Origin of the sequence: Streptomyces sp. NPDC102451 (assembly GCF_044765485.1) — a bacterium.
Lineage (GTDB): Bacteria > Actinomycetota > Actinomycetes > Streptomycetales > Streptomycetaceae > Streptomyces.
Genome location: NZ_JBIWKD010000005.1, coordinates 260,009 through 274,815, shown reverse-complemented (window position 1 = coordinate 274,815; position 14,807 = coordinate 260,009). Strand labels below are relative to the sequence as shown.

The 14,807-nt window shown below is 71.0% G+C and carries 14 protein-coding genes and 1 tRNA gene; 5 read left to right on the top strand and 10 right to left on the bottom strand.

Annotation, left to right across the window (positions count from 1 at the left end):
- Nucleotides 1-132 precede the first annotated feature (132 nt).
- The 3 genes from ACIRD8_RS14160 to ACIRD8_RS14150 all read left to right on the top strand — a co-directional run bounded on the left by ACIRD8_RS14160 (nucleotide 133) and on the right by ACIRD8_RS14150 (nucleotide 4,363).
- Nucleotides 133-206: transfer RNA gene (locus ACIRD8_RS14160), tRNA-Lys, on the top strand.
- A 318-nt stretch (nucleotides 207-524) separates the two neighbouring features.
- A complete protein-coding gene (locus ACIRD8_RS14155) occupies nucleotides 525-2,432 on the top strand; it encodes a glycosyltransferase family 2 protein (protein WP_403990088.1) in 1,908 nt (635 codons plus the stop codon).
- The gene (locus ACIRD8_RS14150; protein WP_403990086.1) at nucleotides 2,429-4,363 is read left to right on the top strand and encodes a galactose oxidase-like domain-containing protein; all 1,935 of its coding nucleotides are present in this window, start codon (nucleotides 2,429-2,431) and stop codon (nucleotides 4,361-4,363) included. The genes ACIRD8_RS14155 and ACIRD8_RS14150 overlap by 4 nt, the downstream gene beginning before the upstream one ends.
- A 30-nt stretch (nucleotides 4,364-4,393) precedes the next feature.
- On the opposite strand, the gene ACIRD8_RS14145 is transcribed toward ACIRD8_RS14150, so the two are convergent.
- From ACIRD8_RS14145 to ACIRD8_RS14120, 6 genes are all read right to left on the bottom strand, one after another.
- Nucleotides 4,394-5,419 (bottom strand): glycoside hydrolase family 6 protein, encoded by a 1,026-nt coding sequence (locus tag ACIRD8_RS14145; protein ID WP_403990084.1) that lies wholly within the window; start codon nucleotides 5,417-5,419, stop codon nucleotides 4,394-4,396.
- Between the two features lie 286 nt (nucleotides 5,420-5,705).
- On the bottom strand, nucleotides 5,706-6,392 hold the full coding sequence (locus ACIRD8_RS14140) for a class F sortase (protein WP_403990082.1): 687 nt from the start codon (nucleotides 6,390-6,392) through the stop codon (nucleotides 5,706-5,708).
- A 1-nt stretch (nucleotide 6,393) separates the two neighbouring features.
- On the bottom strand, nucleotides 6,394-6,939 hold the full coding sequence (locus ACIRD8_RS14135; protein WP_403990080.1) for a hypothetical protein: 546 nt from the start codon (nucleotides 6,937-6,939) through the stop codon (nucleotides 6,394-6,396).
- Between the two features lie 66 nt (nucleotides 6,940-7,005).
- Nucleotides 7,006-7,800 (bottom strand): HAD-IIA family hydrolase, encoded by a 795-nt coding sequence (locus tag ACIRD8_RS14130; RefSeq protein WP_033299056.1) that lies wholly within the window; start codon nucleotides 7,798-7,800, stop codon nucleotides 7,006-7,008.
- A gap of 142 nt (nucleotides 7,801-7,942) precedes the next feature.
- Nucleotides 7,943-8,815: a hypothetical protein gene (locus ACIRD8_RS14125; protein ID WP_403990078.1), complete on the bottom strand. Its 873-nt coding sequence runs from the start codon at nucleotides 8,813-8,815 to the stop codon at nucleotides 7,943-7,945.
- A 251-nt stretch (nucleotides 8,816-9,066) separates the two neighbouring features.
- On the bottom strand, nucleotides 9,067-10,179 hold the full coding sequence (locus tag ACIRD8_RS14120) for an ROK family protein (protein WP_403990076.1): 1,113 nt from the start codon (nucleotides 10,177-10,179) through the stop codon (nucleotides 9,067-9,069).
- A gap of 74 nt (nucleotides 10,180-10,253) precedes the next feature.
- Here ACIRD8_RS14120 and ACIRD8_RS14115 point away from each other — a divergent pair, with 74 nt between their 5' ends.
- Nucleotides 10,254-11,405 carry a Gfo/Idh/MocA family oxidoreductase gene (locus tag ACIRD8_RS14115; protein ID WP_403990074.1) on the top strand — a complete coding sequence of 384 codons (1,152 nt, stop codon included), beginning with the start codon at nucleotides 10,254-10,256 and terminating at the stop codon, nucleotides 11,403-11,405.
- Nucleotides 11,402-11,881, top strand: coding sequence for a heme-degrading domain-containing protein (locus ACIRD8_RS14110; protein ID WP_099172794.1), 480 nt, complete (start codon nucleotides 11,402-11,404; stop codon nucleotides 11,879-11,881). Before ACIRD8_RS14115 ends, ACIRD8_RS14110 begins: the two co-directional genes overlap by 4 nt.
- Before the next feature lie 51 nt (nucleotides 11,882-11,932).
- Here ACIRD8_RS14110 and ACIRD8_RS14105 read toward each other — a convergent pair whose 3' ends face one another.
- The 4 genes from ACIRD8_RS14105 to ACIRD8_RS14090 all read right to left on the bottom strand — a co-directional run bounded on the left by ACIRD8_RS14105 (nucleotide 11,933) and on the right by ACIRD8_RS14090 (nucleotide 14,714).
- Entirely contained in the window at nucleotides 11,933-12,793 is an 861-nt protein-coding gene (locus tag ACIRD8_RS14105; RefSeq protein WP_403990073.1) for a fumarylacetoacetate hydrolase family protein, read from the bottom strand.
- 139 nt (nucleotides 12,794-12,932) lie between these two features.
- On the bottom strand, nucleotides 12,933-13,703 hold the full coding sequence (locus ACIRD8_RS14100; protein WP_403990071.1) for a YidC/Oxa1 family membrane protein insertase: 771 nt from the start codon (nucleotides 13,701-13,703) through the stop codon (nucleotides 12,933-12,935).
- 101 nt (nucleotides 13,704-13,804) lie between these two features.
- Nucleotides 13,805-14,137, bottom strand: a complete 333-nt coding sequence (locus ACIRD8_RS14095) for a DUF6412 domain-containing protein (RefSeq protein WP_403990069.1) — start codon at nucleotides 14,135-14,137, stop codon at nucleotides 13,805-13,807.
- Nucleotides 14,138-14,180: 43 nt separating this feature from the next.
- Nucleotides 14,181-14,714: a winged helix-turn-helix transcriptional regulator gene (locus ACIRD8_RS14090; RefSeq protein WP_403990067.1), complete on the bottom strand. Its 534-nt coding sequence runs from the start codon at nucleotides 14,712-14,714 to the stop codon at nucleotides 14,181-14,183.
- Between the last annotated feature and the right edge of the window lie 93 nt (nucleotides 14,715-14,807).

The following is a 14,807-nucleotide window of genomic DNA, read 5'->3' as shown; positions in this document are numbered from 1 at the left end:
CGTATCTCAACTTTCCCGGCATATCTCATGGTGACGGACTAAAGGGAAAAAACGACCATCCGACAGGCCGTACCGGAGAGGAATTGGTCAGGAGCACCCCCGGACATCGGGTAAAGTTCTCCAGGTCAGCAGGCGCCGTTAGCTCAGTTGGTTAGAGCAGCTGACTCTTAATCAGCGGGTCCGGGGTTCGAGTCCCTGACGGCGCACGCAACAGCGAGGCCCCTTCACCGAGCGTGAAGGGGCCTCGCTTGTGTTCCCGACGCGGAAGCGCCCCCGGAGCGCCTTTCGCCACCCCTGCGCGCCTCCTTCACGGTATTCCCTCAAATCGCACGTATGGCGGGTAAACAGCCTGTTTCGCCCTTGCGTTCACGCCGCGTATCGGACAACCTGACCTGGTGTCGTCCGAGGGATCCCTGGATCTCCCGGCCGGGGGAACGAGGATCGGCTTACTTGCGGGGTGGGGACCCCGTCGGCTTACGCACGGACAGAGTTCACGCAGCGTCGCTGCGTGCGGGGGGATGACCATGACGTCGACGCCGTCAGGCGACCGGCAGCAACACGACCCTGCCCACACGGTCCAGCTGCGGCTGCCTCCGCAGCCGCGTGGCAGAAGACCGAGGCGGCAGGCGAAGAAGGAACTGCCGCGCTACGACTACGAGCACTACAGCCGGCTCGCCGGGCCCCTGACCCAGCCCGACCCCGCCCGGCCGTATACGGTGCGCTACCGCTCGCTCCTCTCCCAGGAGACCCACCGGATACGCGCGGCCCTGCTGCTGGGCGCCGCGCCGCTCGTCTCGCTGGGCCTCTTCGCGTGGCTCATGCAGCCCGAGCACTGGACGGAGCGCGACCCGAACCTCCGCAACGACACCCTGCTCGTCCTCGACATCGTGATGCTGGTGTCGATCGGCCTCATCGAGCTCTTCCGCACGATGAACGTCCTGTCGAACGCGCACGCCACGCTGGTGGCCCGCGACCCGGTGCCCGTCATACCGGAGAGCGGCACGAAGGTCGCCTTCCTCACCTCCTTCGTCCCGGGCAAGGAGCCCCTGGAGATGGTGACGAAGACGCTGGAGGCCGCCGTCCGCATCCGGCACCGTGGACTGATGCACGTCTGGCTGCTCGACGAGGGCGACGACCCGGCCGTGAAGGAGGTCTGCGCCCGGCTCGGTGTGCACCACTTCTCCCGTAAGGGTGTCGCCCGCTGGAACCAGGCCAAGGGCCCGCACCGGGCGAAGACGAAGCACGGCAATTACAACGCCTGGCTCGACGCCCACGGCGACGCGTACGACTTCTTCGCCTCGGTCGACACCGACCACGTACCGCTGCCCAACTACCTGGAGCGGATGCTCGGTTACTTCCGCGACCCGGACATCGGCTTCGTCATCGGCCCGCAGGTCTACGGCAACTACGACACCTTCGTCACGAAGGCCGCCGAGTCCCAGCAGTTCCTCTTCCACGCGCTGATCCAGCGCGCGGGCAACCGCTACGGCGCCCCGATGTTCGTCGGCACGAGCAACGCCGTACGGATCTCGGCCCTCAAGCAGATCGGCGGTCTCTACGACTCGATCACCGAGGACATGGCCACCGGTTTCGAGATCCACCGCCACCGCAACCCGCTCACCGGGAAGAAGTGGCGCTCGGTCTACACCCCGGACGTGCTCGCCGTCGGCGAGGGTCCGACCGCGTGGACCGACTTCTTCACCCAGCAGCTGCGCTGGTCCCGGGGTACGTACGAGACGATCCTCAAGCAGTACTGGAAGGGCTGGTTCTCCCTCCCGGCGGGCAAGCTCTTCAACTACACGATGATGATCATCTTCTATCCGATGTCGGCCATGAACTGGATCCTCGCGGCCCTGAGCTGCGCCCTGTTCCTCGGCATGGGCGCCTCCGGCGTCCAGATCGACCCGGTGATCTGGATGATGCTGTACGGCAACGCCTCGGCGCTCCAGATCGGTCTCTACGTCTGGAACCGCCGCCACAACGTCTCGCCGCACGAGCCCGAGGGCTCCGGCGGCCTCGCCGGCATGGTGATGTCCGCGCTCTCCGCGCCGATCTACGCCCGCTCCCTGATGGACGCGGTGCTGCGCCGCAAGAGCTCGTTCGTGGTGACGCCGAAGGGCGACTCGTCCAGCCCGGACACCCTCTTCGGCACCTTCCGGATCCACCTCTTCTTCATCCTGGTCTTCGGCGGTTCGATCGCCGCGTCCTTCGTCCTCGGGCACAGCCATCCGGCGATGCTGACGTGGGCCTGCCTGGCGCTGCTGATCACCGCCGCGCCGATCGTCGGCTGGCGGTACACGGTCCGCGCCGAGCGGAGGAAGCGCCGCGGCGGGCCGCCCGCACCGGCGCCCGAGCCCGCGCCGCAGCCCGAACCCACCTGGGCGGGCAACGAAGACACCATGCAGATCGCCCTTGGGGGACGTAACCGATGAAGTACCGTCCGAGCCGCCGTACCCGCCGCCTGGCGATCGGTACGGCGGTGGTTCTGGCGCTCGCGGGGACGAACGGGCCGTGGCTCTACCGCTTCGGCACCGAGCGTTACCACACGTACGCCATCAACCAGCCGGATTACAAGGCGGAGAACGGCCACTGGGACTTCCTCGACGTCCCCTCCGAGTTCCGGATCAACACGATCCACGCCGCCCTGCTCCACACCGGCAAGGTGCTGCTCGTCGCGGGCTCCGGGAACAACCAGAAGAACTTCGACGCGAAGAGCTTCCGTTCGGTGCTGTGGGACCCGGAGGAGAACACGTACAAGAACATCCCCACGCCGAAGGACATGTTCTGCGCCGGGCACACCCAACTGCCCGACGGGAAGCTCCTCATAGCCGGCGGCACGAAACGGTACGAGAAGCTGGAGGGCGACGTCTCCAAGGCCGGCGGCCTGATGATCGTCCACAACGAGGACCCCGACAAGCCGATCACGCTTCCCGCGGGCACCCGCTTCACCGGCAAGGGCAACGGCAAGTCGTTCGTCTCCAAGGACCCGGTGCTGGTGGAGAAGGCCACCAAGGTCTTCGACAAGGAGACCGGCGCGTTCCTGCGGAACGAGCCCGGGCTCGGCCGGATCTACGTCGAGGCGCAGAAGTCCGGCGCGAAGTACGAGACGGGCACCGAGGACAACTACCGGGTCTCAGGGCTCTCCGGTTCCGACAGCCGCAACGTCTACGGCATCGCGCAGAAGCTGGCCCTCGACAAGAAGGACTTCCAGGGCATCAAGGAGGCCTACGAGTTCGACCCGGTGGCCGAGAAGTACATCAGCGTCGACCCGATGAACGAGGCCCGCTGGTATCCGACGCTCACCACCCTGGAGGACGGCAAGGTCCTCTCCCTGTCGGGGCTGGACGAGATCGGCCAGATCGTGCCGGGCAAGGACGAGATCTACGACCCGGAGACCAAGAAGTGGGAGTACACCGGCATCGTCCGGAAGTTCCCCACGTATCCCGCCGTGTTCCTGATGAACAACGGCAAGCTCTTCTACTCCGGTTCCAACGCGGGCTACGGGCCCGCCGACGTGGGCCGCGACCCGGGCGTCTGGGACCTGGAGACCAACACCTTCGAGAAGATCCCCGGCCTCAGCGACCCGGACAAGATGGAGACCTCCGCGACCGTACGGCTGCCTCCCGCCCAGGACGAGAAGTACATGGTGATCGGCGGCGGCGGGGTCGGTGAGTCCGACAAGTCCAGCGAGAAGTCACGGCTGGTCGACCTGACGAAGGACGACCCGCGCTTCACGGACGGCGCCAGCCTCTCCGAAGGCACCCGCTACCCGAGCGCGTCCCTCCTCCCCGACGACTCCCTGCTGGTCACGGGCGGCTCCAACGACTACCGGGGGCGCGGCGGTTCGGACGTGCTGCAGGCCCGGCTGTACGACGCGAAGTCCGACTCGTACAAGCGGGTCGCGGACCCGGCGGTGGGCCGCAACTACCACTCGGGGTCCGTGCTCCTTCCGGACGGCCGGGTCATGATCTTCGGCTCCGACTCGCTGTACTCGGACCAGGCGAACACCCGGCCCGGGACGTTCGAGCAGCGCATCGAGATCTACACGCCGCCGTATCTGTACCGCGACGGGCGTCCGGAGCTGACCGCGGGTCCCAAGCGCATCTCGCGTGGCGGCACGGGGCTGTTCACGACGCAGCACGCCTCGAAGATCACCTCGGCGAAGCTGATGCGCCCGAGCGCGGTCACCCATGTCACGGACACGGACCAGCGGTCGATCGCCCTGGACCTGAAGAAGTCAGCCGACAGCATCACGGTGACGGTCCCGAAGAACCGGGCCCTGGTGCCGTCCGGCTGGTACATGCTCTTCGTCACCGACGCCGACGGCACACCGTCGGAGGGCATGTGGGTGGAGATCCCCTGACTGGGCCCTCCACCCCCGGGGCCGGCCCGCCTACTTCGTGGCGCGGGCCAGCCCCAGCGCGTACTCCGGCCACCAGTCGCCGGCCTTCGGCCCGCCCTTGCAGTCACCGTCCGACTCGCCGGGACGCTTGACCCAGAGGTACGCGTCCACCAGCTCGTCGCCCGTCTCGGTCGTCGGCTGCTCGCCGAGTGCACGGCCCGGCGGGTTGCACCAGTTCTCCGCGGGGTCGCCCCCGTCGTAGGGGCCGTTGCCGTTGCGGCTGGTGTCGATCACGAAGGGCTTGCCGCCCACCTTCGCCGACAGCTGCTTGCCGAACTCCGTGCTGGCCGCCGTCGTCTGGAAGTTGGACACGTTCACCGCGAAGCCGTCCGCCGCCGCGATCCCCGCCCGCTGCAAGGGCTCGAACAGCGCGTCGGGCGACTGCCATCCCGCGTTGCCCGCGTCCACGTACACCGTGGTGGCCGGCTGCTGCTTCAGACGCTCGACGGCGCCCTTCAGCAGGTCGTACCGCTCCTCGTGGAACTCCTGCGGGGTGCACCCGTCCACCAGGTGCAGCAGGGCGTCCGGCTCCAGGATCACCGTGGCCCGGCGGTCTCCGATGCCCTTCGCGACGCCGTCCAGCCATGCGCGGTACGCGTCGCCGTCGGCCGCCCCGCCCTTCGAGAACTGGCCGCAGTCCCGGTGCGGGATGTTGTAGAGGACGAGCAGCGCGTCACGGTCGGCCTGCTCGGCCGCCTCGGTGAAGCCCTTCGCCGCCTCCCGCGGATTCTCCGGGGTGATCCACTCCCCGACGGGCTGCTCCGCGATCTTCCGTATGAGCTCGGCGTTCTTCTTCTCGCCGTCCTTCGTGTAGGACGCGAGCTGCCGCGCGGCGTTTCCGTCGGGGTTGACCCAGTACGGATCGCTGCCCTTGGGCTGCTGGTCGATCGCGGCCGGCGCGTCCTTCCCTCCGTCGTCGGACGGGCCGTCGTCGGACGAGGAACACCCGGACAGCAGCAGGACCGCGGCCGCACCCGCCGCCGCACACGCCTTCAGTCCGGTGGAACTGCCGTACATCCACTCCCCCTTGCACCGATGCACTGCCGGTCGGATCCATCCTGGCACAGCGGCCGGGGCCCCGGCCGCCCCCGCCCGGATCCGGACATCCTGCCGAAAACCCTCCGAGGGCCGCGCGCCCTCGGCCTACAGTGTGCTGTCGGCATGTCAGTACGAACGACTCGACCTCCCGCGTCGTGCCCGGGCCACTCCCGCGGCCAGGACACCGCGGTGGAGGACCGGCCCGGCCGGCGACTCCGAGGGGGAGCGGGCGCCGGCCGGGCCAGGTAGCCCTGCCCGGAAGGCATCAGGCGCGGCTCTTCGCTGTGCTCTTCTCCGTGCTCTTCTCCGCCGTCAAGTACGCGGAGACGACGACGTTGGCCGTGTACGCGTGGGAGGCGTGGTCGTACGTGCCGCCGCAGGTGATCAGCCGGAGCTCGGCCCGGCCGTCCTCGCGGGGCCCGTACGCCTTCTGCGCGTCGAAGCGTTCCCGGGTGAAGACCTGGACGTCGTCGATGGTGAACTCGGCGACCTTCCCGTCGTCGCGGCTCACCCGGATCTTCTCGCCCGGCCTCGCGGTGCTGAGCCCGTAGAACACGGCGGGCTCGGTCTCGGTGTCGACGTGGCCGACGAAGAGCGCGGCGCCCTCCGTGCCGGGCTCGGTGCCCTCGCCGTACCAGCCGACGGCACCGGGCGTCGCGAACGGCGGGGGCTCGATCGCTCCCTCGTCGTCCAGCCCGCGCCGTACGACGGTCGCGTCGATCCCGATGGAGGGGATCTCGACGCGCTGCGGTGCGGCGCCGTCCAGCGGGTCGTGGGCGGGGGGCAGCGGTGCGCCCAGGGGGCGGCCGACCGCCGCCACGTCACCGGTCGTCGGGGCCGAGTTGCCCGCGGTGGCCGCACGGCCCCACAGCCACAGGCCGAGCAGGAGCACGGCCCACACGACACCGGTCAGCAGACGCCCGCTTCCCGCGGGACGGTCCGGGGCGGACATGTCAGTGCTGCGCCGGGCGGCGGCGTCGCGCGCTGCGGAACGCGACGGCGACAGCCGCGACGGCACCCAGTCCGAGGCCGATCACCGCGTGCGAGGCGCCGGGGCCCTCGTCGGCCGCCTCCTCGGCGAGCGCGGCGGTGCCTCCGCCGCCGGCCCGCACGGGGGCGACCGGCGAGGGACGGCTGTGATGGACGACGGTGACCGTGCCGGTGGCCCTGCCGTGGCCGTCCTTGCAGGTCACCCAGACCTCGTAGTCGTCGGGGGCGGCGTCGGAGCGGATCCGGGCCTCGGCGACGAGGCCCTTGCCGTCGGCCGGCTCGAAGCGCGCCTCGGAGGCGAAGGCCTCGGAGTTGCCCCGGGCGGACTTGCCCTTGCCGCAGACGTCGGTCCGGAGTTCCACCTCCCCGCCGGGGGAGACGCGGGACGGGCTGACCGACACCGTTCCGGTTCGGTCATCGCTCGCGGGAACGGCCAGGGCCGCGGACGCGGGAAGGGATATCGCCCCGGCCGCGAGTGCGGCACAGAACGTGAGGGACAGTGAACGCATCGTAAACCTCCTGAGGGAAGGTTCACGCGTGGGGCGGCATCCCGCATCCGCTGTAGCCCGGTCGGGTTACGGCACGGGAAGGTCGACCAGGTCGACGAGGTCCGCGATCGAGTCGACGACCGTGGAGGGCCGGAAGGGGTACCGGTCCATGTCGGTCTCCGTGGTCAGCCCGGTGAGGACCAGGAAGGTCTGCATCCCCGCCTCCAGGCCGGCGAGCACGTCGGTGTCCATCCGGTCGCCGATCATGGCGGAGGTCTCGGAGTGGGCGCCGATGGCGTTGAGCCCGGTCCGCATCATCAGCGGGTTAGGCTTGCCCGCGAAGTACGGCGCCTTGCCGGTGGCCTTGGTGATCAGCGCGGCGACCGAGCCGGTCGCGGGCAGCGGGCCCTCGGCCGACGGGCCGGTCTCGTCCGGGTTGGTGCAGATGAAGCGGGCACCGCCGTTGATCAGCCGGATCGCCTTGGTGAGGGCCTCGAAGCTGTACGTCCGGGTCTCCCCCAGGACGACGTAGTCGGGCTCGTGGTCGGTGAGGACGTAGCCGATGTCGTGGAGCGCGGTGGTGAGCCCCGCCTCGCCGATGACGTACGCCGTGCCGCGCGGCCGCTGGTCGTCGAGGAACTGGGCGGTGGCCAGGGCGGACGTCCAGATGTTCTCCACCGGCACGTCCAGGCCCATGCGCTTGAGGCGCGCGTGCAGGTCACGGGCGGTGTAGATGGAGTTGTTGGTGAGGACCAGGAAGGGCAGTCCGGAATCCCGCAGCCGCTTGATGAAGGCGTCGGCACCGGGGATCGGCGTGCCCTCGTGGATGAGGACGCCGTCCATGTCGGTCAGCCAGGATTCGATCGGCTTGCGCTCTGCCATGTGACGGGCTCCTGCCGTACGCACTGTGCACCGGGGTGCTGGACGCCGGCGGCACCGCGCTGTGCAGCGCCGACGTCCCGATATTAGGCCGCCCCGTCCGCCGTACGGAACCGGCTGATCACGGGGAACCCGTGCCACCTGATCAGCGGCGGCCCGTCCGCAGCCGCCTGGCGAGCATCACGGTGACGGCTCCGGCGAGGACGAGCGCCCCGGACGCGAGGCCGGCCCGGAGGGTGCGGGCCTGGCCCGTGCGGGCGAGTTCGGGCACGGGGTCGCCCTCCGCGTCCATGGTGCTTCCCGTGTCCTCGGGTGCGTCGAGTCCGCCCTCGACGATGGCGAAGGGGTACGCGGCCGACTCCCCCACCCAGTCCCCGTCGCCCGCCTTGCCGGCCTGCTCGGCCTGGTCCTGGGTGCTGCGCCGCTGGACGATGGCGGCGTGGGCCGTGACCTTGCCGGGCCGGGTGTCGGAGGTGAACGCCATCCGGACCTCGACCGTGACCGTCTTCTTCGCGGGGACGGTGAAGCCGGGGAAGTCGTCGCCCTGCTCCCCGCTGCCGAAGACCCCGATCTGCTCGTCGCGGTCGGTGGACTCCCAGCTCACCCGGTGTTCCTCGTCGGGGTGCGCCCGCTCGGTGAACTGCAGCTGGATCTGCTCGGGCGTCAGCGTCCGGTCCTCGTCGGTGAGCACCAGGACGGGGTGGATGGAGTGGCACGCCTCGGACGTGGTGTTGGTGAGGTCGAGGTACCAGGTCCCGTAGCCGCCGCCGGAGGCGTAGGTGTCGGGACCGCCGTGGATCCGGGTCTCGATGGGGAAGTCCTCGGCGTCCGGATCACCGCAGGCGGGGGGCGCCTCACCGGCGACGGCCACGGTGCCTGCCGCTGCGGGGGCCGTGACGGGGATGGCGATGGCGGCCGGGACGCCGAGGAGGCCGGCCGGTACGACCAGTCCTGCGGCGAGTCCGAGGCGCGTCAGGGCACGGCCGTCGCGCAGCCGTGCGGGGGGTCGGGTCGGCATGGGGTCACCCTTCGCTGCTCGCGAACGACCGGGGCCGCGGGTCACCGGCCGTGGCGGCGGCGCTCCCGTGTGCCGGTCGGTCTCAGTCCGTGACGCTGCCACGCGTGCGCGAGGGGCCGCCACCCGTCGGCGGCGTACACCGCCCGTTCGGGCGCCGTATTCCGCTCGATCGGGCGCGTCCGGTGGCGCCCGGACCTGATTCCGGTGGGCCCGTCGACGGCTCAGGCCCCTGCACGGCGGCCCGGTGATGCTCAGCCCCGTTCGCCGCCGTCCTCGCCTGCCCGGCCGAAGAGCGGGGCGAGGACCAGCTGGGCCGCGCCTTCGGCGACCGGGCGGTCGCCGCCCCCGGCCACGGTGACGGGTACGGAGGCGGTGACTCCCTCCCGCCTGGCGCGCTCCTCGATGACGGCGCGGACCCCGCTCAGATAGGCGTCCTCGTGGGCGGCGACCGTACGCCCGCCGAGGACGACCCGGTCGATGTCGAGCAGCCCGACGAGGTTGGCGGCGCCCGCCCCGAGGACCCTGGCCGCCTCGGCGACGTCACCTCGGGCGGCGGCGGCCAGACAGAGCGCCTCGATGCAGCCGCGCCCGCCGCAGCCGCACGGGGGGCCGTCCAGCTGGAGGGTCTGGTGGCCGAACTCCCCTGCGCCGGTACGGGCTCCTCGGTGCAGGGCGCCTCCGAGGACGAGACCGGCGCCGAGGCCGGTGCCCAGGTGGAGGTAGGCGAAGTCGGCCTCGGTGCGTTCGCGCAGGGCGAGGCCGAGGGCGGCGGCGTTGGTGTCCTTGTCGACGACGACGGGCAGCCCGGTGCGTGCGGCGAGGGCGTCGCGCAGCGGGTAGCCGTCCCACCGGGGGAAGCCGGTGACCCGGTGCAGCACCCCGCTGCGGTGGTCCAGCGGGCCCGGCAGGGCGGCGCCCACGCCGAAGACCGGCCGGTCCTCCGCCCGGGGGCCCTCTGCCCGTACCGTCTGCACCGCGTGGGCGGCCGTGGTGAGGACGTCGGCGGCGGGGGCTCCGAGGTCGAGCGGGAAGGTGCGGGTGGCGACCGTGGTGCCGGCGAGGTCGGCCAGGACGGCGGTGAGTTCGTCACGGTCCAGATGGAGCCCGACGGCGTGTCCGGCGTCGGGGACCAGCCGCAGGACGGTGCGGGGCTTGCCGCCCGTGGAGGCGAGGCGGCCGGCTTCGGCGGCGAGGCCCTCCGCCCGGAGTCTGGCGGTGATCTTGCTGACGGCCTGCGGGGTGAGCCCGGTGCGCTCGGCGAGCTCCAGCCGGCTGATGCCCTGCTCACCGGCGACGCGCAGCAGGTCGAGGACGAGCGACGCGTTGTGGTGGCGCAGGGCCGGCAGGTTGGCCCCGCCGCTCATGCTGTTGCTCCTGTTCACCACCCCATTGTCTCCATCGCTTGCACTTTGGCAACAGCGTTGCTTAAGTGGTTTGCATGACTGCCAACGCTCCACTCCGCGTCGGGCTCGTCGGCTACGGCCTGGCGGGTTCCGTCTTCCACGCCCCGCTGGTCTCCGCGACCGAGGGCCTTGTCCTCGACACGGTCGTCACCTCGAACGAGGAGCGGCAGGCCCAGGCCCGCGCCGAGTTCCCCGGCGTGCGGTGCGTGGCCTCGCCCGACGAGCTGTGGACGCGGGCGGACGAGCTGGACCTGATCGTGATCGCCTCACCGAACAAGACCCATGTCCCGCTGGCGAAGGCGGCCCTGGGGGCGGGGCTTCCGGTGGTCGTGGACAAGCCGCTCGCCGGTACGGCCGCCGAGGCCCGCGAGCTGGCCGCGCTGGCCGCGGAGCGTGGGCTGCTGCTCTCGGTCTTCCAGAACCGCCGCTGGGACAACGACTTCCTCACGCTGGCCGGTCTGATCGAGGACGGCGAGCTCGGTGAGGTGCAGCGCTTCGAGTCCCGCTTCGAGCGGTGGCGTCCGCAGCTGAAGGGCGGCTGGCGCGAGTCGGGCGACCCGGAGGAGATCGGCGGTCTGCTGTACGACCTGGGCAGCCATGTCGTCGACCAGGCGCTCACGCTGTTCGGGCCCGCGGTGCAGGTGTACGCGGAGTCCGACGTACGCCGCCCGGGTGCGGCGGCCGACGACGACACCTTCATCGCGATCACGCACGCCGGCGGGGTGCGCTCGCACCTGTACGTGAGCGCCACGACGGCGCAGCTCGGCCCGCGCTTCCGGGTGCTCGGCTCGAAGGCGGGCTATGTGAAGTACGGCCTGGACCCGCAGGAGGCCGCCCTGCGCGAGGGCCTGCGTCCGGCGGCCGGCACCCCGTGGGGCGAGGAGCCGGAGGAGCTGTGGGGCCGGATCGGCTCCGGCGAGTCCCCTCTGACGGGCGGCGGCGACCCGGTCCGTACGCTGCCGGGCGACTACCCCGCGTACTACGCCGCCGTGGCCTCCGCCGTGCGCGGCAAGGGTGAGAACCCGGTCACCGCGTTGCAGGCCGCCGCGGCCCTGGACGTCCTGGAGGCGGCCCGGCGCTCGGCCCGCGAGGGCGTGTCCGTGACCCTCCTCCCCCACCACGACCTCGACCGCCACGACCTTCCCCGCCACGACGTTTCCCGACACGACGAGGAGAAGCACGCATGAGCCCCAGCGCTCCGACCATCTCCGAGCTGATCGCGCAGGAGCGGCGGCTGACGCTGCCGCACTTCGGCTACGACGACGCGTACGCGCTGGGCGGACTGCTGGTCACCCTGGCCCGTGAGCGGCACGCCCCCGTCGCGATCGACATCCGGCGCGGCGGCCAGCAGCTGTTCCACGCCGCGCTGCCGGGTTCGAGCGCGGACAACGACGCGTGGATCGACCGTAAGCGCCGGGTGGTGGAGCGGTACGGCGAGAGCTCCTACCTGGTCGGGACGCGGTTCCGGGCGAAGGGCACCACGTTCGAGGAGTCCTCGCGGCTGGACCTGGACACGTACGCGGCGCACGGCGGCTCGTTCCCGATCGCCGTGGAGGGTGCGGGCGTGATCGGCTCGGTCACGGTGTCGGGTCTGCCGCAGGCCGAGGACCACGCGCTGGTGGTGGAGGCCCTGGAGCGGTTCACGACGCGCCCCCAGGCCTGACGGTGGCGGGGCGGGCCACCGGCAACCACCCGGCGGCCCGCCCCGTACCCCTCATGCGTCCTTGAGCTCCTGGCGCTGGCGCCCCAGTCCCGCCACTTCCAGCTCCACGACGTCCCCGGCCCGGAGGTACGGCTTGGGCTCGGGCCGGCCCATGGCCACGCCCGCCGGGGTGCCGGTGTTGATCACGTCGCCCGGGTAGAGCGTCATGAACTGGCTGAGGTAGCGCACGACCTCGCCGACCGGGAAGATCTGCTCGGCCGTGGTGCCGTCCTGCTTCAGCTCCCCGTTGACCCACAGTTTCAGCGGCAGCGCCTGCGGGTCGGGCACCTCGTCCGCGGTGACGAGCCAAGGGCCCAGCGGGTTGAAGGTCTCGCAGTTCTTGCCCTTGTCCCAGGTGCCGCCGCGCTCGATCTGGAACTCACGCTCGGAGACGTCGTGCGAGGTGGCGTAACCGGCGACGTGCCCGAGGGCCTCCTCGGCGGAGTCCAGGTAGCGGGCGGTGCGGCCGATGACGACGGCGAGCTCGACCTCCCAGTCCGTCTTCCGGCTGCGGCGCGGCACCAGCACCGTGTCCTCGGGTCCTACGACGGTGTCGGGGGCCTTGAAGAACAGGATCGGCTCCTCCGGGATCGCCGCCCCGGTCTCCGCCGCATGGTCGTGGTAGTTCAGCCCGATGCACACGATCTTGCCGATCCGTCCGAGGGGCGGCCCGATCCGCAGGCCGTCCGCGTCGAGCGGGGGCAGGACGTCGGGCGTCTGAGCCGCCTCCCGGACACGCGCCAGTGCCGACGCGTCGGCGAGGAGCTCACCGTCGATGTCGGTGACGAGGCCGGAAAGGTCACGCAAAGTCCCGTTCCGGTCCAGCAGTGCGGGGCGTTCCGAGCCCGCCGTACCCACGCGAAGAAGCTTCAACGGTCCATCTCCCCTTGATCGAGATCGAGCCCGTCGATGGGTTGCGGCCAGCGAAAGGCTCGGTCGATCCTCCAAGACATCGGATCACTCCGCAAGACCCTGTTCACACCCTGGACCCGCGCGCCCGGTAACGACAGCCCTACACCGCGGGCGCGACGGAGACCTCGGTGGCCGCCGTCTCCCGGTAGAGGTAGGCGCGCTCGACGGCGGTCCAGGTGGTGCTGGTGATGATGTACAGCGCGGCGGCGAGCGGCACGTAGGCGACGGAGACGAGGGTCAGGAAGGACATCAGCGGCATGACCTTCGTCATCGCGCCCATGCCGGGCACGGGCTGTCCGTCCGGGCCGGTGGCCGGCGTCATCGGGTTCGCGGCCATCTGGCGCTTGGTGCGTCCGTAGTTGAAGGTGGCGACGGCGGCGACGATCACGAAGAGCGCGAGGTAGACCAGCCCCTGCTGCCCGAAGACGCCGCCGTCGGCGAGCGCGTTGTGCCAGCGCTCGCCGAGCGGGGCCCCGAAGAGCTCATGGCCGAGGAGCGAGTTGGGGTCGCCGCCGATCCTCTGGCTGGAGAAGAGGTGGTAGAGCAGGAAGAAGGCCGGCATCTGGAGCAGGCTCGGCAGGCAGCCGGAGAGCGGCGAGACCTTCTCCTTCGCATGGAGCTCCATGAGCGCCTTCTGCATCCGGTCGGGGTTCTTGGCGTGCTTCTTGCGCAGTTCGGCGATCTGCGGCTGGAGCTTGGTGCGGGCCTTCTGCCCGCGCGCCGCCGCCCGTGAGAGGGGGTGGACGGCGAGCCGTACGAGCGCGGTGAACAGGACGATCGCGGCGGCGGTGGAGGCGCCCTGGAAGAGGGGCTGGAGCAGATCGGCGAACGCGCCGACCAGGCTCGCGAAAGCGGACATGAACGCGGACATGGGTGAGCCCTCCGGGGGTCTCGTCGTGCTGGGGAGTGGGACCGGTCGGTCCGGGTACTCAGCAGGACGATCCGCGCGGAAGGTCGTGGAAGGTGCGCCCTCTACGCGGCCGTCAGAAGGGCTGCCCCGGGCGCTCGGGGCCTGGTGCGTCCCCTGGCGTCGGGGTCGCGCTGCGGGAGGAACGCGGTGCGCTTCTCCCGGTCGCGGATCGCGGTGCGCACTCTCGTACGAGGCACGGGGCCGGCGCAGCGCGCGCTGATGACGGAGCAGACGAGGAGCGCCGAGCCGGCGGCCGCGGTGGCGGCGAGCGCGACGGCGGCGGAGAGGCTGCCGCCCTCGGCGAGGAGGACCTCGGTGAGGAACAGGACGACGAAGGCGGCGGGGCGGAAGAGTCGGGCGACCGCACGGCGCACACGGTTCATGTCGTCGTTCATCGGCCCCCCCCTTCGCTTCGCGTTCGGTCATGTCCTCCAGCCGTTATACACGATCGGCGTCCAGCGGCCGAAGGAGTCGCCGGGGGGTGAGCAGCGCACGGCTGACGGGGTCCTCGGGGTCGGGGTCGAGTCCGGGGCCGGGCCGCATCTCCACGTCCTCGGGCGGTACGCCGATGTTTCCGCAGGCGGGGCACTGTCCGAACGCCCCGAGTTCGGTGCCGCACTCCGCGTGGACGAAGGAGCGCATGGGGAGCGTGCCCTCGATGTGGTCGCGGCCCCAGAGACCGAGGGAGCGCAGGGTGGGCCAGAGGGCCTTGCCGCTGTCGGTGAGGACGTACTCGTCGCGCGGGGGCGACTCCTGGTAGCGCCGCTTGGCGAGGACCCCGGCCTCGGTGAGTGCCTGGAGGCGGGTGGCGAGGACGGCGCGCGGGATGCCGAGGTGGGCGAGGAAGTCGTTGTAGCGGCGGACGCCGTAGAAGGCGTCGCGCACGACGAGGAGGGTCCAGCGCTCGCCGATCACTTCGAGCGCGCGGGCGATCGAGCACTGCTGTGCCGCGTAGTCCTTGCCGAGAGCCATGCCGTCATTTTACGCCGTCGGTTCGGTGAATGAACCGATGCATGCTAGCGTGACGCACCTCATCAGGTTCATTCACCGAACCTACTCGTCCAT